The sequence below is a fragment of the Ruegeria sp. HU-ET01832 genome (genome assembly GCF_040371315.1).
Taxonomy (GTDB): domain Bacteria; phylum Pseudomonadota; class Alphaproteobacteria; order Rhodobacterales; family Rhodobacteraceae; genus Ruegeria; species Ruegeria lacuscaerulensis_A.
In genome coordinates this window covers 55,764-76,070 of sequence record NZ_BAABWL010000003.1, presented here as the reverse complement: position 1 = coordinate 76,070, position 20,307 = coordinate 55,764, and the positions used below count along the sequence as shown (strand labels likewise).

Here is a 20,307-nt window from a genome sequence, read left to right as displayed (position 1 = left end):
ACATGTCCAAGGACCAGGTCCGCGGCTGGGGCTTTGTAACCCCGGCCCTGCTGTGGACCATCGCCTTTTTCATCGTGCCTTTCGTTGTGATGGGCGCGATGAGCCTTGCTTCGCTTGAAGGGCGAACGCTTGTTTGGGATCTGTCACTGGCCAACTACGCCATGCTGCTTGAAAAGAAATATCTATGGCGGGCGATCCTGGTTTCGCTGGAAATCACACTGACGGTGACGGTGATCTCGGTCGTGCTGGCATATCCGCTAGCCTGGATCATTGCCTTTCGTGTGTCACCGCGCTGGCAGCGTCTTGCCCTGCTGCTGGCAATCCTGCCGTTCTGGACATCTTATGTGGTGCGATCCTATGCGTGGCTGCTGGTACTGGCACGTGAGGGTGTGGTGAACGAAACGCTGATGTGGATCGGAGCCATCGCCGAGCCGATCACGCTGGCCAATACGCGCTTTGCTACGGTGACTGGCTTTGTACATTTCTTTGTCATGCTTCTGACCCTGACGATCTATGCCAACCTGATCCAGCTGTCCCCGAACTATCGCCGGGCGGCAATGGACCTTGGCGCCAACGCGTTTCAAACCTTCCGGCATGTGATTTTGCCGCTGACCCTGCCCGGTATCGTCACCGGAGCATTCTTGACCTTTGTCCTGTGTATCGGCGACTACGTCACGCCGCAGATTCTGGGCGGCAATACCGAATTGACCGTGCCACAGGTCATCATGGTGCAACTGGGACGGCGTGCGGATTTCCCGCTGGCTTCGGCGCTGGCCATTGTCTTGATGAGCATCGTTGCGCTGGCCTATCTGCTGTCCGCCCGCTGGTTAAGGCTTGACCGGTTATGATGCGCTTTCTGCCCTGGGCGTACCTGATCGCCGCTTTTGTCTTTATCTACCTTCCGGTGGGCGTGCTGGTCCTGTTCTCGCTTCAGGAAGGATCGCTGCCTGTGCCACCGTTCAACGGGCCGTCCCTGCAGTGGTACCAGACCATTCTTGGGGACGAGGATTTGATGGCAGCGCTGCGCAATTCGATCCTTGTCGCGTTCGGGTCGTCTGCGGTTGCCGTAGCGCTTGGGTTTCTGGCGGCATACGGGCTTGCGCGGCACGTTCTGCCGGGATCGGCCCTGATCCGAGGACTGCTGATCGCCCCCCTGACGGTCAGTTACCTGATCGTCGGGCTGGGCCTGCTGATCGTTCTGACGCGCTCGGGTTTTGGCGTTTCGCTTTGGACCGCAGCGATCGGGCATGTGGTCATCAACTTGCCGCTGGCTTTCGCCATCATCTATGCCTCGATGGGAGCGCAACAGCAAAACGCCGAACGCGCCGCCCGTGATCTGGGCGCGTCCGAGCCCAAGGTGATCGCGTTGGTGACAATACCGATGTTACTGCCCTCGATTGCGGCAGCCTTTTTCTTGTCGGTCACACTGAGCTGGGATGAGTTTATTATCTCCTTCCTTCTGACCCGTTTTGACGTCACCTTGCCGGTTGAAATCTGGTCGCTGCTCAGGTCGGGCCTGTCGCCGCAACTGAACGCAATCGGCAGCTTTGTCTTCTTGATTTCAGTTGCGGTTGTGCTGCTGCTGGAACTCACCATCTTTCGGAAAGGCTGCCAATGACCGCGTCTGTCACGTTTTCGCGTCTCAATCACTGGTTCGGTCAGTTTCACGCGCTGTCCGGGATCGACCTGCAGATCGAGGCCGGTGAATACGTGACTCTGCTGGGCCCGTCCGGCTGCGGTAAGACCACTCTTTTGTCGATCCTAGGGGGGTTTCTTGAGCCTACCCAGGGCCGCGTGCTGATCGGCGGTCAGGATATGACCCGTGTAGCGCCGGTCAAACGTCCCACGACCACGGTGTTTCAGGATTATGCCCTGTTTCCGCACATGTCCTTGCGCGACAATGTTGGCTTTGGCCTGCGTATGAGCGGTATGGGTCGGAAAGACCGCCACGCACGCGCCGAACAGATGCTGGATCTGGTTGGCCTGAAGGATGCGGCGCTCAAACGTCCGCATGCCCTGTCCGGTGGGCAACGACAGCGCGTCGCCCTAGCGCGGGCGCTGGCCGTCAACCCGGACGTTCTGCTGCTTGACGAACCGCTGGGCGCGCTGGACCTTAAGCTGCGGCGATCCATGCAGGATGAGTTGAAAAGCATTCAGCAACAGATCGGCACAACTTTTGTCCATGTTACCCACGATCAGGAGGAAGCCATGGCGATTGCCGACCGGATCGTGGTCATGAGCCGGGGCCGGATCGAAGATCACGGTACCCCGGACCGGGTCTACCGCTATCCGGCAACCCTGTTCACGGCGGATTTCATGGGCGAAAATAACCACATTTCAGGTGTGAAATCCGGGGCGGGTGTAGAAACACCGTTTGGACTTTTGCCAACCCTGAACGCCCCGGCCTCGACCAAAGCCGCAATCTGCCTGCGCCCCGAGGATATCCGCGCCGACGATCAAGGCTCGTTCCCGATAGGGCAGGCTACGGTGACGGCGGCGGCGTTTTTCGGAACCTATTGCCGGGCGCATCTGTCGCCGGCCTGTGCCCCTGACCTGAGCCTGACGGCCTATCTGGCCCCTGACCGCCCTTGGGCGCAGGGCGATGTGGTGTCGTTGTCCGCAGATGTCGAGAATTTTCGCCTGTTCGAACCGGAGACCCCCTGATGCAACGCGCGCAACCGCAGGATTGGTACCGCACCACCCGCAAAGGTGAAGACGTCACCTTGATCGATGAGCCTTTCATCACGCCTTTCTATCGTTGCAACATGTGGCATGTGCGCGGGCGCGACCGCGATATACTGGTCGATAGCGGCATGGGCGTTGTGTCACTGCGGACATGGGTGCCTCTGGTGACCGAACGTGCGTTGACGGCGGTCGCAAGCCACACCCATTTCGACCATATCGGCTGTCATCATGAGTTCGAGGATCGCGCGGTCCACAGGGCCGAGGCCGATATTCTGGCCAACCCGACGCGCGTCGCTACGCTGGCCGACCCCTACGTGACGGACGAGATTTTCGACTGCCTGCCGCCCTTGCCCTACCGATCCGACACATATGCGGTCAGCGGTGCGCAGGCGACGCGACTGCTGGACGATGGCGATATCGTCGATCTTGGGGACAGGCATTTCGAGGTGATCCACACGCCGGGTCATTCGCCGGGCGGAATTGCCTTGTGGGAGGCCGCGACGGGCATCCTGTTCTCGGGCGATATTGTCTATGATGGCGAGTTGATCGAAGACACCTATCACAGCAATGCCCAGGACTACTACCGCTCGATGGTGCGCTTGTATGATTTGCCGGTGGAAACCGTGCATGGGGGTCACTTCCCCAGCTATGGTCGAGACCGCCACCGCGAAATCATTCGCGCGTGGTTGGATGGAAAGAACGCGACGACGGCGTAAGGCTTTCAGTTTTTCGCCATGTAGGTCACGACCCCGTTGCAGATCGTAGCCTCAACGGCGGTGTCGCCTGCGTTTCTATCCGTCAGCACCCGGTCCAGAACTACGATATCAGCTAGCATGCCGGGGGCCAGACGCCCGAACTGATCATCGCGGCGGCAGGCATACGCCCCTTCGCTGGTATAGGCGGCTAGGGTATCTTCAAAACTCAGTCGCTCGTCCTTTTGATCGGCGTCCCAGACCTGCCGGGTTAGGGCGATGTCAATGCCGGTCAGAGGTGGCAGGGCGGCAATCGGCCAATCGCTTGAGAAACAGACCCGCGCACCCGCCTCTTTGAGCGTCCGCCACACATAGGCGTCAGGCCATTGGTCCCAGCCGATGATCGAGGCCAGAGGCTCTAGCGGGAAATCCCCGCATCCCGGCGGATGCGGCGGCATGAACGAGGCGACCACATCAAGCGCGGCAAAGCGGGGCCGGTCTGCAGGGTCTAGCAACTCGATATGTTCTATCCGGTGCCGATTGCCCTGCGGGCCGTTGGCAGAGCGGGCGGCCTCATAACCGTCCAACACCACGCGCACGGCCCCATCCCCAATGGCATGAACCGCGATCTGGAACCCGCGCTTGTCCAGTTCCACCGCCAGATCGGAAAATCGGGCCGGGTCATGCAGCGGCGCACTTTTGTGGCCGGGTGTATCGGGGTAGTCCCGCACCCGGTATCCGGTGTGCGCATCCAGCGTGCCGTCCATGAAAAATTTGACCCGGTTGCACCACAGCATCGGGCTGTCCAGCTTACGCCACATCTGCTCGGCAATCTCGATGTTTTCGACGGGTTCGCCGGGCGTGAAGTGATAGGGCAGCTCAAGCCGGCAACACAGATCGCCCTCGGCCTCGATCTCTTGTAGAAGACTGGCCTGATAAAGGTTGCCGTCCATATTGATGATTGTCGTGATACCGTGCTGGGCGCAGTGTTGCAGCCCTTCGCGCATCAATGCCTTGTCGGCCTCGCGCTGAGCTTGCGTCACTTCTTGGGCCGGTTCGACCCCCTCCAGCCCCAGAACCTCGCGCCCACCATGGCGGCCAAGCGCCTGTATCGTGGCAACGGCCGGAGGCTCAATCAGCGTGCCAGTGGCGATCCCGTCCGCGTCCAATTCAATATGCGAACCCGGTCCCAGATCGCGCCCCCGCAACACATCTGCAGCCTGTAGCGCGGCGGTATTTACCCAGCCGTTGTGAAAATCCGCGCTTTGCAGCAACAGCGGGCGATCGGGGTATATCGCGTCAAGAATATGCCGGTCTGGGTTTTGACCACCGTCAAAACTCGCATAGGCCAGACCCTGTGCCACAAGCAAGCTGTCATCTGGGTTTTGTGCGGCGAACTCCCGAATGGCGCGGGTCAGGGCTGCAGTGCCCGTGATCGCCTCAAGCCGTAATACCTTCAGGGAATAGGCGCCGAAAAACAGATGCATATGGCTTTTGATAAAGCCCGGCAGAACCGTTGCGCCCTCGGCGTCGAGGACCCGAGTTTCGACGGTACATAATGCCTTGATCTCTTCCGTTGATCCAACCGCTGCGACCCGATCCCCCGACACGAATATCGCCTGCTGTCGAGGGCCACCGGGCTCCATCGTGCGCAGATCGGCATTCACGATTGCAAGCGAAGAGGTCATGCGCGCGGCTTTCGACTAAGGGTGGGCAAGGTTCAGTGTCACGGCGTCCGACAAATAGGGGTTCTCGTCGCGCGATTGGGCATAGGCATCTGGATCAATCGAAGCCGAGATCACCTGTCCGCCTTCCCCCGCAAAACCCAGCTGCTGACCGTCCGGGGCCACGATCGAGGACATACCCTGATAGGCATAGTTTTCGTCAGAGCTTGCGTGGTTGGCGTAGACGACAAAAACCTGATTTTCAAAGGCGCGCACCGGCACAACCTGTTGCGTGATGAACGCTCCGGCTGGGCCTTCGGCCATCGCTGTTGGCACAATGATCACCTGCGCCCCGGCATGCGCCAACCGACGCACGTTTTCAGGAAATTCGATATCGTAGCAGATCAGAAAACCAAGGGTCAGACCGGCCATTGTGGTCATCACCAAGGACCGCTCGGGCGTCTGGAAGATACCTTTTTCATAGGGGCCATACAGACAGTTTTTGCGATAGATCAGCGGACTATCAGGGTCATCACGGTTGATGATCAAGGCGCTGATATAGCGGGCGTCGCCATCGGCCTCGGGAAAACCCGCGACAAGGCTGACGCCGCTGTCGCGTACGGCTTGGGTCATCCGTTGCACCCATGGCCCATCCTTCGGTTGCGCCAGATCGCGCAGAACTGCACCTCGCCCGTATCCGGTGATGGCAAGTTCGGGCGCAACCAGCAGATCGGCATCCGAATCGTGCAGGGCCTGTTCGATTTGGGCTAACCGATCCTCGGTGCTGCCTCCGGCTTGCATCTGAAATGCGGCGATCTTCATGGCACTCGTCCCTATGTTCCGGCGCAGTTCGATCAAATTTTCAGCGCCCGCGGTCGCGACCGTATTCAGCGCGCCCGATTTTGCAAATAGTGCGTTGCAAAACGATACATTTCTCTGGCTCAATGCAAGGATGAAAATCACGGGTTCAGATATCCATCTTTTGACCGTTTTCGACAGTGTTGTTCGGAACCGGGGCTTCTCGGCGGCGCAGGTCGAGCTGGGCCTCAGCCAGCCCACGATCTCGAACCACATAACCGCGCTTGAAGAACGTCTGGGCGTGCGTCTGTGCCAGCGCGGGCGGCGCGGGTTTCTGCTGACTGAAAAAGGGCGGATGGTGCATCAGATCGGTCTGGCACTGATGGACTCGCTGGATCAGCATTCGACCCATCTGGCCGAGTTAAAGGGCAATCTGGTTGGGCGTCTAAAACTGGCCGTTGTGGACGCCACCACAACCGATGAGGCATTCAAGCTGCCGCAGGCGATCAAACAGTTCACCGAGGCTGCTCCGGCCGTGCGTATCGACCTTGTGATTTCCGAACCGCAAGATATTCAGCAAGGTGTACTGGACGGTACCTATCATATCGGGTTTGGTAGTTTTGACAATGTAAGCAATGGCTTAAGTCTGACCGACCTGTATCGCGAACATCACGCACTCTATTGTTCGGACACTCATCTGTTGTTTGGGGTTCCGGAACACGCCCTTGGTGATGATGCCATTGCCCAGCAGGCTTGGGTCCACCGCGGGTATTGGAACCAGCAAAGGCAAAAGTCCCAGCATTCCTCGGACCGAGACCTTTTTGCGCAAGAAATCGAAGCGCAGCTGATCCTGATCCTCAGTGGGGCATATATCGGGTTGTTGCCGCTGCATCTGGCCTCGGGTTGGGAAAAGCAGGGGCGGTTGCGGCGCTTGCCCAACAGCAGCCGTGATTATTCTTGTCCCATGCAGATCGTCACACGGTCCGGAGCTGTACCTAAGGTAAATGGACTGTTCATCCAGACCCTTCAACAAATGTATGAGGGGGAATACATTGTTAAATGACAATGTAAGGGTTTGCGCATCGCTATTTTTTGGCCCAACCGAGCCAATTAGGGTCAAAAGGACTTTCGTATGACCTCAGCCGCAGGAACCATAATGCCAGACACGACCGCGCCGCGTTACAACCAGCCTTTGGGTGGCAACGACATGCCCCGTTTCGGAGGCGGCACGACAATGATGCGCCTGCCAGCGCAGGAAACCGCCGCCGGGCTGGACGCTTGTTTCGTGGGCATTCCGATGGATATCGGCACCTCGAACCGGACGGGAACGCGTCACGGGCCACGTGCGATCCGCGCCGAAAGCTGCATGTTGCGGCCCTTCAACATGGCCACGGGCGCGGCACCTTTTGCCAAGATGCAGGTTGCCGATATTGGTGATGTGGCGATCAACACGTTTGATCTGAAGAAAACCATGGACATCATCACCGAGGCCTATGATGAGATACTCAGCCACGATGGGGTTCCGATCACACTGGGCGGTGATCACACGCTGACCTATCCGGTGCTGCGCGCGATCGCCCGCAAACACGGTCCGGTGGCCTTGATCCATGTGGATGCGCATTCGGACACGAATGACGAAATGTTTGGCGAAAAGATCGCCCATGGCACTCCGTTCCGCCGCGCGGTCGAAGATGGGCTGTTGCAGAATGACAAGGTGTTCCAGATCGGTCTGCGGGGGACGGGATACGCGCCCGATGATTTTGACTGGGGCCGTAATCAAGGCTTTACTGTCATTCAGGCCGAGGAGTGCTGGCACAAATCCCTGACCCCCCTGATGCAAGATATCCGCGCGCGGATCGGGGATGTGCCGACCTACCTGACCTTTGATATCGACAGTCTGGACCCGGCCTACGCGCCCGGAACCGGGACGGTCGAAATGGGCGGGCTGACCAATATTCAGGCGCTCGAAATCGTGCGCGGTTGTGCCGGGCTGAACCTTGTCGGAACCGATCTGGTCGAGGTCTCGCCGCAATATGATGTCAGCGGCTGCACTGCGCTGATCGGGGCCAATCTGGCCTATGAAATGCTTTGCGTCCTGCCCAAGAACCGGGCCAACTGAACAAAACCAACAGGAGATCACAATGCCAACCACCCTTTCACGTCGCCGATTTCTAGGTACCGCCGCCGCAACTGGGGCTGCCACGCTAGCTGCGCCGGCCATCGTTCAGGCGGCGCAGCCGCTCAAGGTTGGAACCTATGGTGGGTTCTTTGAAGACAGCTTCAAGCAGTTCATCTTCCCCGAATTCACCAAGGCCACCGGGATCGAAGTGAACTCGGTCGCCGTTCCTACCGGCGAGACATGGCTGGTTCAGATCAAGAACGCTGCCCGCGCGAAGACTGCCCCGGCAGATGTGTCGCTGATGGCGGGTATTCCGCGTAGTCAAGGGGCGGATCAGAAAGTGTTCAAGGCGTTGGACGATTCCAAAATCCCGAACCTTGCCAACATGTCCGACACGTTCCAGGACAGATATGACGACGGAAACCTGTTCGGTGTTGGCGCGGTGTCTTGGTATATCACGCTGTGTACCAATTCGGACGAAATCCCGCAGGCTCCTGACAGCTGGGCCGCGCTATGGGATGAGACATACAAGGATCAGATTGGTCTTCTGGGTCTGGCCTCGAACTCGTACATGCTTGAGGTAACGGCGACGACCTTCTTTGGTGGAACGGACATTCTTGATACCAAAGATGGCATCCAACAAGTGTTCGACAAGCTGTCCGAAGTAGTGCCCAATGTGCGGCTTTGGTACAAGGACGAAGGCGCGTTCCAGCAAGCGCTGCAGGACGGTGAGATTCCGATGGGCCAGTACTATCACGACGTGGCCGGTCTGGCCGCTGCCGAAGGCTTCCCGGTTGTCTCGACTTTCCCGAAAGAGGGTGGGATCGTAGACTCGGGCTATTGGATTGTGCCTGAACACGCCAAACCGTTGGATGAGATCCACGCATTTATCGACTTCATCGCGGCGCCCGAAACGCAAGCTTTGTTGTCGCGCAATGTCGGCACCGCTCCTGTGATCGATCCGAGCCTGACCGATCTGACCGCCGAAGAACTCGCCGCGGTGAGTAGCCCCGAGGCTCCGATCGTTCCGCGGTATGATGTCTACAAAGAGCATGCCAACTGGATTTCCGACACCTGGAACCAGATGATCGCGGGCTAACACCACTCACGACACTGGCCCGCCCCGCGCAGGTGGGGCGGGCCATTTCCCTTGTTGAAAGAAAAGAGCCCAATGCCCGGTTTAAGCATCGAAAACGTCACCAAGAAATTCGGCACTGTGACGGCCGTTAAAGATGTGAACCTTCAGTTCAATACAGGCGAGATGATCTGTTTTCTGGGCCCGTCTGGCTGTGGCAAGACCACTCTCCTACGGATGATCGCCGGGCTGGACGAACCCACGCAAGGCACGATCCGGTTCGAGGATCAAGACCTGACCAGAGTGCCTGTGCATCAGCGCAATATTGGCATGGTGTTTCAATCTTTTGCGCTGTTTCCGCATCTGAATGTGGGTGAAAACATCAGCTATGCGATGCGCATTCGGGGCCATTCCCGGTCGGAATGCGAAGACCGCGCGCGGCAGTTGCTGGATATGGTTCACCTGCCAGGGCTTGAGGACCGCAAGGTCTCGCAATTGTCGGGCGGTCAACGTCAGCGCGTGGCGATCGCGCGGGCCTTGGCGCTGAACCCGCAGGTTTTCTTGTTGGATGAGCCGATGTCGGCGCTTGATGCCAATCTGCGCGAGGTCATGCAGATTGAGCTGCGCAAGCTGCAACAAGAGCTTGGGATCACCACTGTCGTCGTCACTCATGACCAGACCGAGGCGATGACGATGGCCGATCAGATCGTGGTCATGGGAAAGGCGCAGGTGCTGCAGACCGGCACCCCGATGGAGATTTACAAGACCCCGGTCGACAAATTCGTGGCCGGTTTCATCGGCACCAGCAACCTGCTGCCTGCCAAGATGTCAGGGCCTGACCGTGTACATGTGAACGGGGTCAATCTGACGGTGGACGGCAACACTGGAACCTTCACCAAGGGTGATGACGTTCTGCTGATGACCCGCCCCGAAGAGGTGTTCGTGCATCATCCCTCGGACGTGGATGTGGCCAACTCAGTCACCGGCACGGTGACATTCGTGCGCGATATCGGCGCCACGATCGAGATTTTGGTGGATTGCGCCGGGCATGAGGTGATCTCGGTCCTGACACCAAAGGACTGGCCCAATGTGAAAGTCGGCGATCAGGTCCATGTTGAAATGCCTGCTACGGCCTGCAGCGTGTTGGCGGTATAGGAGGGAGAAATGCAGACAAGCGCGCTTTCCCGCTATATCGGGCTGATCCCGTCCTCGGTGATGATCGGGGCGTTTTTTGTGATCCCCTTCGTCCTGATCCTGCTGACCAGTGTGTCCACGCCTACCGATGACGGAGGTTATGCCACCAGCTTTGACCTCCAGCATTTTGAACGATTTCTGACCTGGTTCTATATCGAACGGGCGTTGTTCTCAGCAGGTCTGTGCGCGCTGATCGCAGTGCTGAGCCTGCTGATCGCGTATCCCTTCACCTATTTCCTGACCACTTTCCCTCCGCGCTCGCAGACCCTTTGGTTGATCTACATTCTGGCGCAGCTGTCCCTGTCCGAAGTGCTGATCGCCTTCAGCTGGCAAATCCTTTTGTCCCGCACCGCAGGCGTGGCCAACATACTTGTCTGGATCGGGGTGATTGAGAAAAGCTTTGCCATGACCCCCTCGGCAGGCGCTGTGGTCGCCGCGCTGGTCTATCTGACCGTACCGTTTTCGGTTCTGCTGCTGTTTCCCGCGCTCAGCCGATTGGACAAAAGCTTGATCGAGGCATCGCGCACGCTTGGGGCCTCGCCTTTGCGGACGTTTTTCACGGTGATCATTCCCGTTACGCGGCCTGCGATCATCTCGGGCGGGGTGACGGTGTTCGTGCTGACGCTGGGGGCCATCATTGTGCCGCAGGTTCTGGGTAAGCCCGAACACTGGACGCTGTCGGTGCTGATTACGGATCAGGCGATATTCAATTTCAATATGCCCTTTGCCTCAGCGCTGGCGGTGGTGTTGCTGGTTCTCAGCGCGACGGTGATTTGGCTGGTCACGAAATTCTCGGGGAAAAAGACATGAGGGCGCTGCGCAGTATCTATCTGGCGCTGTTCGCGCTGTATCTGATCGGGCCGATCCTTGTGATTGCGGCCGTTTCGTTCAACGCCAAAAAGTTCCTGGCCTTCCCGCCGCGCGGCTTTTCTTTCCGCTGGTATGCCGAGGTTTTCGTGGCAAATGACTGGTTCACGGCGCTGAAAAACTCTTTGTTCATCGCCTTCGCCTCGGCCAGCCTTTCGGTTCTGATCGCGATGCCGGTGGCCTATTTCGCATGGCGCTATGGGCTGCGCTATGCCAAGGCGCTGCTGGCGCTTGGGGTGGCACCGTTCATCCTGCCGCCCGTCATCATGGCGCTGGCCTTCCTGTTGTTCTTCACCGGGATTGGGCTGAACGGGCTGATGATCAACGTCATCATTGCCCATGCGGTTTTCCTGCTGGCGCTGCCTTTGGTCACGATCTCGCTGGGTTTGGAAAGCGTCGATCACGCGCTGATCGAGGCCAGCCAGACCATGGGCGCCTCAAACGCCGTTGTCTTCCGCACGGTGATCCTGCCGATTGCCGCCCCCTTTGCCTTTGCGGGGTTTGCGTTCTGCTTTGTCCTCAGCCTGAATGAATACATCATCGCGCTTATGACCGTGGGCTTCTCGGTCGAGACTCTGCCGATCAAGATTTTCAATGCCCTGCGCTATGGCTACACGCCGGTTATTGCGTCGATTGCGGTGATCTTCATGGTGATAAATATCGTGATTTTCGCCCTGATCGCACGGTTTTCAAACTTGGCTCGTATTCTCGGCGCGATGGAGTAACCGACCCATGCCCCATGATCACGATCCTCTGGAAGAAGGCCCCGCCCTGCGCGTGCGCGCGCTGGAGGAGCTGATGGTGGCCAAGGGGTTGGTCAAACCCGAAACGCTGGACAGCATCGTTGAATATTATGAGCGCGAAACCGGCCCGCGCAACGGCGCGGCTGTGGTGGCGCGTGCGTGGACGGATCCGGAATACAAAGACTGGCTACTGCGCGACGGGTCCGCGGCGATCAATGCGATGGGGTTCAGCGGGTTCCAGGGCGAACATATCCGGGTGGTCGAAAACACGGACGCGGTTCACAACGTCATCGTTTGCACCTTGTGTTCCTGCTATCCGTGGCCGGTTTTGGGCTTGCCGCCCACATGGTATAAAAGCCCCGCCTACCGGTCGCGTGTGGTGCGTGAACCCCGCGCGGTTTTGGCGGAATTTGGTGTCAGCCTGCCTGAAGAGGTGCAGATCAAGGTTTGGGACAGCACGGCCGAGATCCGCTATCTGGTTCTGCCACGCCGCCCCGACGGGACCGAGGGGCTTTCCACTGCAGAACTGGCTGATCGTGTCACCCGCAACGGCATGATCGGCACGGCTTTGGTTTAGGGGCAGGGGATGGATGGCATTCATGATATGGGCGGGATGCACGGGTTTGGCCCGGTTCCCTGCGATCAGGATCGGGCTTTTGACCACGACTGGCAAAAGCGGGCCTTTGCCTTGACCGAGGCTTTGGCGTGGTCGGTGCCTTTCTGCGCCGATGAACACCGCGCCGCAATCGAACGGATTGCCCCCGCGGATTACCTGCGGTTGGATTACTTTGAAAAATGGACCGTGGCCGCGACTGCGCTGGTACAAGCTGCGGGTCTGGTTGACCCGCAGGAAGTCGCGTCGGGTCTGAAACGGTTCGACATCCCGCAGGGTGATCATCCGGCGGTCGGTCCGGCTGACATATTGGCGGCCTCCAAGGCAGGGGCCGAGATGACATTCCCCCCAACCACCGCCACGCCACGCTTTGCCATCGGTCAGTCAGTGCGCGTTCTGGCCAACAGTCCCGTTGGTCACACGAGGGTGCCTCGTTATGTGCGCAACCACGTCGGGAAGGTCATCGCCGATATGGGGGTGTTTCAGTTCGCCGACTCGATGGCAAGCGGGCAAGGCCCTGATCCTCAGCATTGCTATACGGTTGAATTTTCGTCCAAGGATTTGTGGGGCAGTGCTGCAGACGCCAATGGTTGCGTCTGTCTTGATCTTTGGGAGAGTTATCTTGACGATGTGTGACGCCCATGACGTGGCGTTGCAAAACGTCCGCCGCTCGATCCCCGGGCTGGATGAAAACGGCCCTTTGTTCCTTGCTCCATGGCAGACTCGGATATTTGCTCTTGTCGTGGCCATGGTCCAACAAGGGCATTTCCCTTGGACGACGTTCCAATCCCGCCTTTCGGCCCTGATCACTGAAATGGAAAGGCGCAACAGTGCAGGTACGGCACGGGCCGTGGAAACGGCTTACTTCGATTGCTGGCTGCGCGCTGTAGAGGATACCTTGACCAGTGAGGGTTCTCTGAATGCCCCGGAATTGGAAAACAAAATTTTGGATATTCAGCAAACAGTTGCCAAGATCAGAGCGGCACAGTCTGCGGAGATCCAAAGTTCCAGCGTTCAGGATTAGCATCGGGGTAAAGGCAGCAGCTCCTTCTGCTTGGATCACGGATTTGATGCGTCTCTAACGCTCGGCTGTGGTGATAAAGAAATAGACCCACTCTCCTTTGAAGTCGGGGTTAACGGCCCGAGCTTCGGCGACGCGAGATTTGAGGAACTTAAGGTAAGCATCTGCCGGTTCGATTAGTGGGCGATCCTCTTGGTATAGCGGATCTGACGCAGCAAAGGCGACGGCGATTTCCTGTCCGTAAGGTGGACCTATCGTGATGAAAAGGCCGGGATCACCCGGCGCGGCCGCGCCCACGCGCAATGCGGACTTTGCGAGTGTCGGCTGCATTGGGGTCGATGCATTCGGTCGCAAATGGATGACTTGCCCTTGGGCATCAAAGTAGTCGACATAGACGTATGCGTCGTAGTCTGCTCCGGTCAGGTCAAGAACCAGTTGTTGACCGTTCACATACCGAAACGCGCGGGCATGGACATCTTCCCCGATCAATAGTGGATTGGTGATCTGGTCCGTTGATTGCGGCAAGCCAATATCGGCTATTCCGCTGAGTGCGCCGCATTGCGGGCGCGGCAGGATGCGCAACTTGTCCTCGACCTGGATGTTGGTACCCATCTGCGTCTGAAGGGCGGCCAGAACAGGATTGCGCAATCCATCCTCGGGGATATGTCCAATAAGCTGCAAAGTGTTTGTGTCTGGCTGAAACTGAACCTGCAGCCGTGCGCAGGGGACTTGCGCCAATAGTCCATCGATCCCGTCGCGCAGGTTCTCGGCCGATTTTCCGGCATCTTCCGGCTGCATAAAGCTCTGGATTGCGGCTAATGAGACCGGGTCTATCGGTCCGTCGCCAGAGGTGGAAAACACCTCGGATGCGGCAGTTTGCGGGATGTCGGGAACCGTTTGTGTCAGGACGACGGGTTGGAGTTGCACGGATTGTGAGACGTCCGCAGTGGGTTGCGCCGGAGGCACGGTTTGCGCCAGCGGTTGCTTCAATGAGACCGGATTGGCCTGTACCGCGGCAGAGACCAACTGCGAAACGGGTAATGTTGTCGCTTGCAGTGGCTGAGATGTGGCGGAAACGGACTGCGCGGGTTCTAGCTTTGCCTCAGACGCTGACAAAGTATCGGTGTCCGGAATAGTCACTGCAACCAGCTGCTGGGGAAGCTGAGCGGCAGTCGCTGTTGACTGTCGGATCGTGCTTTGGCCCAGCTGCGCGCCCGAAGCGTCCTCGGTTTGAGCGGTTTCTGAGTCTGGTTGGGATTCAACGGCCTCGCTTTGTTTTACCTGGTGGGCCGACAGCTGCATTTGTGTTTCGGGAACCTGCTGTTCAACAACCGGTTCGGGCTCGACGCTCCAAATCAGGGCGATGGCGCCTCCGACATGCAGGGCGAGTGAAACGACCAGCCCGATACCCCATAAGGCGGCACCCCGGATCATTGCGCCGGTCCCGGAGGGGTTACGACCAACACCACATCGCGGGCGCCCATAGCCTCAAACTGAGCAATACGGGGCAGGATTGATCGTAACGTTGCTTCGCGATGCGCATTGATGCGGATCAGAATGTCTGGTTGGGCCACCAGCAATGACTGAACGCGACGCTCGATGTCTTCCGGCGCTACGGTCTCACCGTCCAATGCGATTGTGCCATCTGCTGCTACCGAGATTGTGATGCCGCCTGCGGGCATGTCCGCACCGGTCACCGCGACAGGCGGAGCCACGTCAAAGGGTGCCGTGGCATCCATACGTCCGATCAGCATGAAGAAGACCAGCAAAAAGAAAACAACGTCGATCAGGGCAATGATCGTTTCGGGGTGGTGGCGTGGGGCAGGGCGGGTGATTTTCACGGGCTAGCCTCCAGTCGAACCACGCGCATGTTCACTGTCCCGGCCTGGGTGACTGTATCCATGACCGATACAAGAGATTGTAGCCTGGCCCCTCCGGTAGGCAGCACGATGACCTGAAGACCGGGGTCTCGGCTTAGGCGTCGGGTCAATAGGTCGGACAAATCATCATGAGATACCGCTTGGCCCTGATGAAACGGGGCTCCGTCCGTGCCTATGCGGATCAGTAACGTTTCAGCTGTGCCCTCTCCGGTCGTCCCTTGTGCGGGGCTGTCGCGTTGCGCCAGCGCCGGGATCATGTCGAGGTTCAAATACGTCGACGTAACCATGAAGAACACCAGCAAGATCAACATGACGTCGATCATCGGCACCAGCGAGATCAATGGCCGGGTTGGCTTGCGTCTGTTCAGGCTGAGATCGCTGTCCATCGACACCTTCCTAATGCGCGCCGCGCTCCTCCAATACCATGAGTTGGCCGACTGCGTTTTCGATGGATTGCGCGCCGGCTTCGGCCCGCCCTGACAGTAACGAAGCCCCAATCGCGGCTGGAATGGCGACCACTAACCCTGCTGCAGTCGTCAAAAGTGCTTGCCAGATACCACCTGCCAGAACCGAGGCGTTGGCAGCGCCCTGTGCCAGCTCAAGCTCTTGAAAAGACTGGATCATGCCGGTCACTGTACCTAGCAAACCCAGCAGGGGTGAGATCATTGCAATCAATTCCAGCACGCGAATCCAGCTGTTCATTGTGGCAAATTCCAAATTTCCGCGCCGTGTCAGCTCGGCCATTAAGGCGGGGCCTTTGAAGCCGTCGATAAGCCCCTGCATCGCGTAGGCACACACCCTGTCCGCTGGGGATTTGCCCGCAGCGACAGCCTGATGCGCTGCTTGCCGTTCGCCCTTGGACCATTGAACAAAAGCTGCGTCCCTTACTGGTCCGCCCGAATTGACAGGGGCCAGTTTAATCACTTTGACGACGATTACGGTCAGAGACAGCAGGGATAGCAGCCCCAGAATGGCGATGATTGGGCCTCCGGTGCCCAAGTTTTCCAAGCCCGGCATGACTTATTGCGCCAGATTGGCAGCGGTCTTGCTGTCCAGCGCCAGAAGCGGGAAGCAATCGACAGGGTCGGAATTCTGCGGTTTGCATGCAGGCAGGTCGTGCAGCAGAATTTCAGAAATATCCGAGCACTCAATTTCGGGGATTTCGAACAGTTTCAGAGTGGTCCGCTGAACGGGCAGAGGGGCGGCGTCAATCGACAGAAGCCGGTCTATCACGCCATCTTTATCAAGGATCGCAAGCGACATTTCAAATTCTTCGAAACTATTGTCTGTCTGATTGCGAAAAAGAAAAAATGCGCGGCAGCCTCCTGCTTCGCCGGGTTCGAATTTGTTAAGCTCGATTGAAAGCCTGCTTTCGTCCGCCTGCGCCATTAAAGCTGCACATGAAAGCGCGATGGCTGCAATAAGTCTTGTTCTCATTCTTCTCCCCATTCCCGATTGGCGGCCTTGCGCCGTAGTTCCGAAACACCGCGTCGTCCGACTTTGAGCAATCATTGCAGCATTGAACCGCAGGCAAGAAGAAAAAAATACATTGCAACTACATCTAAATCTGTCAGCCAAAAGAAAAATCGCTGTTGCCCACCGTAGCGGCCAAGCAATGTCGTAAAAAAAACGTATTTTTAAGGTTTGACTTTGTGCCGGGTGTGCGGCTGATTCAACACAATGACTGGGCTTAAAACGTGAAATGTGTGCAAGTTTTGTCACTCTGTGAAATAGTTCATATTGGTAGTCGGGAACATCACGTTAAGCGGTGCCAACAAACGAAAAAGCGGTTCTCAACCGCCACGTTATTGGGGAGAGTATGAATTTATCGTCTTATCTGGAGCCCAGAAACGAAGACCAGCCGAGCGGCGAAAACCTGGAATATGATCCGGCGTTTACCGATCTGGAAATAGCCGCGCAGCCCGGCGAAGAACGGCAAATGGGTGACGAGGTCGTCGCTGCCGAAGAACAGGACTGGGGCGATGTCGAGTCCAAAGCGCTGGCGATCATGGAGCAAAGCCACGACCTGCGTGCCGCAGTTTATCTGGCCGAGGCCGTATTGCACACCAAGGGCCTGCCTGCATTTGCGACCTCTCTGAATTATATCAAATCCCTGCTCGAAGATTTCTGGGAGACATGTCACCCCGAGCTGGACGAAGATGATGGCGATGCGACAATGCGGATCAACGCGGTGCGTGGTCTGGCTTCGTCGGATCGCATGGTAAAAGCGCTGCGTCGCACGGGTCTGACGGACAGCCGTATGTTTGGGCGCATGACTCTGCGTCACTTGGACGTTGTGGATGGTCGGATCAATATGCCCGCCGATCTGGACGACATCCCGGACGCCAACAGCGTTGCTGCAGCTTTCAAAGACACCGATGATGAGGTGCTGTCTGCAAATGCCGATGCGGTTTCGTCAGCGCTAGAGGATGTCAGCGCGATTGACGCTGTGTTCTCGGACAAGACGCCAGGCGAAGGCCCCGATCTGGATCCTTTGATTGTAGCGCTCAAGAGCATCAAGCAAGCACTGGCACAATATGCCGATGTTGGTGAGATTTCTGCCGATGACATGGTAGATGCAAGCGTTTCAGCGCCTTCTGTGGCCCCGACTGGTGGTGCGGCAGCGCCGGCACCTGCGGGCGGTGGTGCGATCAATTCGCCCGACGATGTGACCCGGATGCTGGATCGCATTATGGACTACTATGCGCGGTGCGAGCCATCCAGCCCGCTTCCCATTTTGCTGGAGCGGGCCAAGCGCTTGGTCAATGCCGACTTTCTTACGATCATCGAGGACATGGCCAAGGAAGGTCTGGACGAAGTACGCCAGATTGGCGGCCTGAAAGATGATGATGACGATGGATTTTAATCCGCGCCCGGCAGCGCCGGGGCGGGGACCGAAACAAAAAACTGACGGATGAATCGAGGAGCAACAGATGGCTGACAGTTCACAAAAATTCATAGCTCGGAACAGGGCTCCGAGGGTTCAGATCGAATATGATGTGGAGCTTTACGGAGCCGAGAAAAAGGTGCAGCTGCCCTTCGTTATGGGCGTCATGAGCGATTTGGCCGGTAAGTCCGAGGTGGAACAGCCTGCCGTCGCTGACCGGAAATTCCTGGAGATCGACGTCGACAATTTCGATGACCGGATGAAGTCGATGGCGCCGCGTGCAGCGTTTACCGTGCCGAACACGCTGACCGGTGATGGTAATTTGGCGGTGGATATCACTTTCGAAAGCATGGACGATTTCAGCCCTGCTGCCATCGCCGCCAAGGTTGCTCCGCTGAAAGAGCTGCTGGATGCGCGGACGCAGCTGTCCAACCTGATGACGTACATGGATGGCAAAACCGGGGCCGAGGATCTGATTTCGAAAATCATGCAGGACCCCAGCCTGCTGAAAACGCTTGCAGCCCAGCCCAAACCGGGCGGCGATGCTGCCGAGGAGGAATAAAAGATGGCCGATCAAGAAGCCAATGTAGAAGCCGCCGAAGGCGCAACAGCGTTTGGATCCTCAGAATTCGAAGCGCTGCTGACCAAGGAATTCCGTCCGAAATCGGACCAGGCGAAAACGGCTGTGGAAAGCGCGGTTAAGACGCTGGCCGAACAGGCGCTGGCCAATACCGGCCTGATTTCGGATGACGCTTTGCGCTCGATCGAAGGGATCATTGCCGAGATCGACAAGAAACTGACCGAACAGGTCAACCTGATCTTGCACCACGAAGAATTCCAACAGATGGAAAGCGCGTGGCGCGGCCTGCATTATCTGGTGAACAACACCGAAACCGACGAGATGCTGAAAATCCGCGTGATGAACATCTCGAAGAAAGACATGCACAAAACCCTGCGCAAGTTCAAAGGTACCGCATGGGATCAGTCGCCGATCTTCAAGAAACTCTATGAAGAAGAATTCGGCCAGTTCGGGGGCGAACCCTATGGCTCGCTGGTGGCGGATTACCATTTCGACCACAGCCCGCAGGATATTGAGCTGCTGGGCGAGATGTCCAAGATCGCCGCCGCAGCCCATGCCCCTCTGATCACCGGGGCCAAGCCCAGCCTGTTCCAGATGGACAGCTGGTCGGAACTGGCCAACCCGCGCGATCTGACCAAGATCTTCCAGACGCCGGAATACGCCGCATGGCGCTCCTTGCGGGAAAGCGAGGATTCCAAATATGTCGGTCTGGCGATGCCGCGCTTCTTGGGGCGTTTGCCTTACGGTTCCAAAACCGAACCGGTCGAGGCATTTGCGTTTGAGGAAGACACAAGCGGTGCCAACAGCGACAGCTATAGCTGGGTGAACGCGGCCTATGGCATGGCGGTCAACATCAACCGGTCGTTCAAGGAATATGGCTGGTGCTCGCGTATTCGCGGGGTGGAAAGCGGCGGTACGGTCGAAGGCCTGCCCGCGCATACCTTCCCAACCGACGATGGCGGCGTGGATATGAAGTGCCCGACCGAGATTGCAATCTCGGACCGTCGCGAGGCTGAACTGGCCAAAAACGGCATGATGCCCCTGATCCACCGTAAGAACAGCGACTCGGCGACGTTTATCGGCGCGCAATCGCTGCACAAGCCTGCGGAATACGATGATCCGGATGCAAGCGCCAACGCAAACCTTGCCGCGCGCCTGCCGTATCTGTTCGCGACCTGCCGTTTTGCGCATTACCTGAAATGTATGGTGCGCGACAAAGTCGGGTCGTTCAAAAGCCGTCAGGACATGGAAAGCTGGTTGCAGGACTGGATCAACCAATATGTTGACTTCAACGCCGACATTTCCGCTGAAGCAGAAAAAGCGCGCAAGCCACTGGCCTCGGCCGAGGTTGTGGTCGAAGACGTGGAAGGAAACCCCGGATATTACACGTCCAAGTTCTTCTTGCGTCCCCATTACCAGCTGGAAGGTCTGTCCGTATCCCTTCGACTGGTATCCAAGCTACCGTCTGAAAAAGCTGGCTAAAATTGAG

The 20,307-nt window shown here is 57.9% G+C and carries 23 protein-coding genes; 16 read left to right on the top strand and 7 right to left on the bottom strand.

Translation table 11 applies throughout. The features are described from left to right. Positions 1 to 2 precede the first annotated feature (2 nt). From ABWV79_RS10355 to ABWV79_RS10340, 4 genes are read left to right on the top strand one after another with little or no spacing between them, the layout of a single operon-like run. Positions 3 to 848 (top strand): ABC transporter permease, encoded by an 846-nt coding sequence (locus tag ABWV79_RS10355; protein ID WP_353391787.1) that lies wholly within the window; start codon positions 3 to 5, stop codon positions 846 to 848. Beyond that, complete coding sequence (locus ABWV79_RS10350; protein WP_353391786.1) at positions 845 to 1,618, top strand: ABC transporter permease; 774 nt, start codon at positions 845 to 847, stop codon at positions 1,616 to 1,618. The genes ABWV79_RS10355 and ABWV79_RS10350 overlap by 4 nt, the downstream gene beginning before the upstream one ends. Continuing rightward, on the top strand, positions 1,615 to 2,664 hold the full coding sequence (locus tag ABWV79_RS10345) for an ABC transporter ATP-binding protein (RefSeq protein WP_353391785.1): 1,050 nt from the start codon (positions 1,615 to 1,617) through the stop codon (positions 2,662 to 2,664). Before ABWV79_RS10350 ends, ABWV79_RS10345 begins: the two co-directional genes overlap by 4 nt. Beyond that, positions 2,664 to 3,401, top strand: a complete 738-nt coding sequence (locus ABWV79_RS10340; RefSeq protein WP_353391783.1) for an MBL fold metallo-hydrolase — start codon at positions 2,664 to 2,666, stop codon at positions 3,399 to 3,401. Before ABWV79_RS10345 ends, ABWV79_RS10340 begins: the two co-directional genes overlap by 1 nt. A gap of 5 nt (positions 3,402 to 3,406) precedes the next feature. Here the strand turns inward: ABWV79_RS10340 and ABWV79_RS10335 are convergent, their stop codons facing one another. After that, positions 3,407 to 5,065, bottom strand: a complete 1,659-nt coding sequence (locus tag ABWV79_RS10335) for an amidohydrolase (protein WP_353391782.1) — start codon at positions 5,063 to 5,065, stop codon at positions 3,407 to 3,409. Between the two features lie 15 nt (positions 5,066 to 5,080). Then, complete coding sequence (locus ABWV79_RS10330) at positions 5,081 to 5,863, bottom strand: carbon-nitrogen hydrolase family protein (RefSeq protein ID WP_353391781.1); 783 nt, start codon at positions 5,861 to 5,863, stop codon at positions 5,081 to 5,083. Here ABWV79_RS10330 and ABWV79_RS10325 point away from each other — a divergent pair. The 9 genes from ABWV79_RS10325 to ABWV79_RS10285 all read left to right on the top strand — a co-directional run bounded on the left by ABWV79_RS10325 (position 5,862) and on the right by ABWV79_RS10285 (position 13,474). After that, positions 5,862 to 6,902 carry a LysR family transcriptional regulator gene (locus ABWV79_RS10325; RefSeq protein ID WP_353391780.1) on the top strand — a complete coding sequence of 347 codons (1,041 nt, stop codon included), beginning with the start codon at positions 5,862 to 5,864 and terminating at the stop codon, positions 6,900 to 6,902. The genes ABWV79_RS10330 and ABWV79_RS10325 overlap by 2 nt on opposite strands. A 93-nt stretch (positions 6,903 to 6,995) precedes the next feature. Next, on the top strand, positions 6,996 to 7,958 hold the full coding sequence (gene speB, locus ABWV79_RS10320; RefSeq protein WP_353391778.1) for an agmatinase: 963 nt from the start codon (positions 6,996 to 6,998) through the stop codon (positions 7,956 to 7,958). 22 nt (positions 7,959 to 7,980) lie between these two features. Next, positions 7,981 to 9,057 (top strand): ABC transporter substrate-binding protein, encoded by a 1,077-nt coding sequence (locus ABWV79_RS10315; RefSeq protein WP_353391776.1) that lies wholly within the window; start codon positions 7,981 to 7,983, stop codon positions 9,055 to 9,057. 72 nt (positions 9,058 to 9,129) lie between these two features. Continuing rightward, complete coding sequence (locus ABWV79_RS10310; RefSeq protein ID WP_353391774.1) at positions 9,130 to 10,188, top strand: ABC transporter ATP-binding protein; 1,059 nt, start codon at positions 9,130 to 9,132, stop codon at positions 10,186 to 10,188. 9 nt (positions 10,189 to 10,197) lie between these two features. After that, positions 10,198 to 11,037: an ABC transporter permease gene (locus ABWV79_RS10305; protein ID WP_353391773.1), complete on the top strand. Its 840-nt coding sequence runs from the start codon at positions 10,198 to 10,200 to the stop codon at positions 11,035 to 11,037. Then, positions 11,034 to 11,819 (top strand): ABC transporter permease, encoded by a 786-nt coding sequence (locus ABWV79_RS10300; protein WP_170755832.1) that lies wholly within the window; start codon positions 11,034 to 11,036, stop codon positions 11,817 to 11,819. The genes ABWV79_RS10305 and ABWV79_RS10300 overlap by 4 nt, the downstream gene beginning before the upstream one ends. A 7-nt stretch (positions 11,820 to 11,826) precedes the next feature. Beyond that, positions 11,827 to 12,414 (top strand): nitrile hydratase subunit alpha, encoded by a 588-nt coding sequence (nthA, locus tag ABWV79_RS10295; RefSeq protein WP_353391771.1) that lies wholly within the window; start codon positions 11,827 to 11,829, stop codon positions 12,412 to 12,414. A gap of 9 nt (positions 12,415 to 12,423) precedes the next feature. After that, complete coding sequence (nthB, locus tag ABWV79_RS10290) at positions 12,424 to 13,086, top strand: nitrile hydratase subunit beta (protein WP_353391770.1); 663 nt, start codon at positions 12,424 to 12,426, stop codon at positions 13,084 to 13,086. Beyond that, entirely contained in the window at positions 13,079 to 13,474 is a 396-nt protein-coding gene (locus ABWV79_RS10285) for a nitrile hydratase accessory protein (protein ID WP_353392380.1), read from the top strand. Before nthB ends, ABWV79_RS10285 begins: the two co-directional genes overlap by 8 nt. Positions 13,475 to 13,528: 54 nt before the next feature. Here ABWV79_RS10285 and ABWV79_RS10280 read toward each other — a convergent pair whose 3' ends face one another. Genes ABWV79_RS10280 through ABWV79_RS10260 form a run of 5 tightly spaced genes read right to left on the bottom strand, consistent with a single transcriptional unit; the run spans position 13,529 to position 17,073 of the window. Further along, positions 13,529 to 14,905 carry a DUF4384 domain-containing protein gene (locus ABWV79_RS10280; protein ID WP_353391768.1) on the bottom strand — a complete coding sequence of 459 codons (1,377 nt, stop codon included), beginning with the start codon at positions 14,903 to 14,905 and terminating at the stop codon, positions 13,529 to 13,531. Next, on the bottom strand, positions 14,902 to 15,312 hold the full coding sequence (locus tag ABWV79_RS10275; protein WP_209197571.1) for an ExbD/TolR family protein: 411 nt from the start codon (positions 15,310 to 15,312) through the stop codon (positions 14,902 to 14,904). The genes ABWV79_RS10280 and ABWV79_RS10275 overlap by 4 nt, the downstream gene beginning before the upstream one ends. Further along, positions 15,309 to 15,737, bottom strand: coding sequence for an ExbD/TolR family protein (locus tag ABWV79_RS10270; protein WP_170356370.1), 429 nt, complete (start codon positions 15,735 to 15,737; stop codon positions 15,309 to 15,311). Before ABWV79_RS10270 ends, ABWV79_RS10275 begins: the two co-directional genes overlap by 4 nt. A 10-nt stretch (positions 15,738 to 15,747) precedes the next feature. After that, positions 15,748 to 16,368, bottom strand: a complete 621-nt coding sequence (locus ABWV79_RS10265; RefSeq protein ID WP_170356371.1) for a MotA/TolQ/ExbB proton channel family protein — start codon at positions 16,366 to 16,368, stop codon at positions 15,748 to 15,750. 3 nt (positions 16,369 to 16,371) lie between these two features. Next, positions 16,372 to 17,073, bottom strand: coding sequence for a hypothetical protein (locus tag ABWV79_RS10260; protein WP_353391766.1), 702 nt, complete (start codon positions 17,071 to 17,073; stop codon positions 16,372 to 16,374). Between the two features lie 97 nt (positions 17,074 to 17,170). Between ABWV79_RS10260 and tssA the strand changes: the two genes are divergently transcribed. From tssA to tssC, 3 genes are all read left to right on the top strand, one after another. Further along, a complete protein-coding gene (gene tssA / locus ABWV79_RS10255) occupies positions 17,171 to 18,217 on the top strand; it encodes a type VI secretion system protein TssA (RefSeq protein ID WP_353391765.1) in 1,047 nt (348 codons plus the stop codon). Positions 18,218 to 18,284: 67 nt separating this feature from the next. Beyond that, a complete protein-coding gene (gene tssB, locus ABWV79_RS10250) occupies positions 18,285 to 18,800 on the top strand; it encodes a type VI secretion system contractile sheath small subunit (RefSeq protein ID WP_353391764.1) in 516 nt (171 codons plus the stop codon). A 3-nt stretch (positions 18,801 to 18,803) separates the two neighbouring features. After that, complete coding sequence (gene tssC / locus ABWV79_RS10245; RefSeq protein WP_170356374.1) at positions 18,804 to 20,300, top strand: type VI secretion system contractile sheath large subunit; 1,497 nt, start codon at positions 18,804 to 18,806, stop codon at positions 20,298 to 20,300. Positions 20,301 to 20,307: the final 7 nt, after the last annotated feature.

What these genes read in the sequence shown, in the direction of transcription:
- ABWV79_RS10355 (WP_353391787.1), top strand. Translation starts at nt 3, where the DNA reads ATGTCCAAGGACCAGGTCCGCGGCTGGGGCTTTGTAACCCCGGCCCTG.
- ABWV79_RS10350 (WP_353391786.1), top strand. Translation starts at nt 845, where the DNA reads ATGATGCGCTTTCTGCCCTGGGCGTACCTGATCGCCGCTTTTGTCTTT.
- ABWV79_RS10345 (WP_353391785.1), top strand. Translation starts at nt 1,615, where the DNA reads ATGACCGCGTCTGTCACGTTTTCGCGTCTCAATCACTGGTTCGGTCAG.
- ABWV79_RS10340 (WP_353391783.1), top strand. Translation starts at nt 2,664, where the DNA reads ATGCAACGCGCGCAACCGCAGGATTGGTACCGCACCACCCGCAAAGGT.
- ABWV79_RS10335 (WP_353391782.1), bottom strand. Translation starts at nt 5,065, where the DNA reads ATGACCTCTTCGCTTGCAATCGTGAATGCCGATCTGCGCACGATGGAG.
- ABWV79_RS10325 (WP_353391780.1), top strand. Translation starts at nt 5,862, where the DNA reads ATGGCACTCGTCCCTATGTTCCGGCGCAGTTCGATCAAATTTTCAGCG.
- ABWV79_RS10330 (WP_353391781.1), bottom strand. Translation starts at nt 5,863, where the DNA reads ATGAAGATCGCCGCATTTCAGATGCAAGCCGGAGGCAGCACCGAGGAT.
- speB (WP_353391778.1), top strand. Translation starts at nt 6,996, where the DNA reads ATGCCAGACACGACCGCGCCGCGTTACAACCAGCCTTTGGGTGGCAAC.
- ABWV79_RS10315 (WP_353391776.1), top strand. Translation starts at nt 7,981, where the DNA reads ATGCCAACCACCCTTTCACGTCGCCGATTTCTAGGTACCGCCGCCGCA.
- ABWV79_RS10310 (WP_353391774.1), top strand. Translation starts at nt 9,130, where the DNA reads ATGCCCGGTTTAAGCATCGAAAACGTCACCAAGAAATTCGGCACTGTG.
- ABWV79_RS10305 (WP_353391773.1), top strand. Translation starts at nt 10,198, where the DNA reads ATGCAGACAAGCGCGCTTTCCCGCTATATCGGGCTGATCCCGTCCTCG.
- ABWV79_RS10300 (WP_170755832.1), top strand. Translation starts at nt 11,034, where the DNA reads ATGAGGGCGCTGCGCAGTATCTATCTGGCGCTGTTCGCGCTGTATCTG.
- nthA (WP_353391771.1), top strand. Translation starts at nt 11,827, where the DNA reads ATGCCCCATGATCACGATCCTCTGGAAGAAGGCCCCGCCCTGCGCGTG.
- nthB (WP_353391770.1), top strand. Translation starts at nt 12,424, where the DNA reads ATGGATGGCATTCATGATATGGGCGGGATGCACGGGTTTGGCCCGGTT.
- ABWV79_RS10285 (WP_353392380.1), top strand. Translation starts at nt 13,079, where the DNA reads ATGTGTGACGCCCATGACGTGGCGTTGCAAAACGTCCGCCGCTCGATC.
- ABWV79_RS10280 (WP_353391768.1), bottom strand. Translation starts at nt 14,905, where the DNA reads ATGATCCGGGGTGCCGCCTTATGGGGTATCGGGCTGGTCGTTTCACTC.
- ABWV79_RS10270 (WP_170356370.1), bottom strand. Translation starts at nt 15,737, where the DNA reads ATGGACAGCGATCTCAGCCTGAACAGACGCAAGCCAACCCGGCCATTG.
- ABWV79_RS10265 (WP_170356371.1), bottom strand. Translation starts at nt 16,368, where the DNA reads ATGCCGGGCTTGGAAAACTTGGGCACCGGAGGCCCAATCATCGCCATT.
- tssA (WP_353391765.1), top strand. Translation starts at nt 17,171, where the DNA reads ATGAATTTATCGTCTTATCTGGAGCCCAGAAACGAAGACCAGCCGAGC.
- tssB (WP_353391764.1), top strand. Translation starts at nt 18,285, where the DNA reads ATGGCTGACAGTTCACAAAAATTCATAGCTCGGAACAGGGCTCCGAGG.
- tssC (WP_170356374.1), top strand. Translation starts at nt 18,804, where the DNA reads ATGGCCGATCAAGAAGCCAATGTAGAAGCCGCCGAAGGCGCAACAGCG.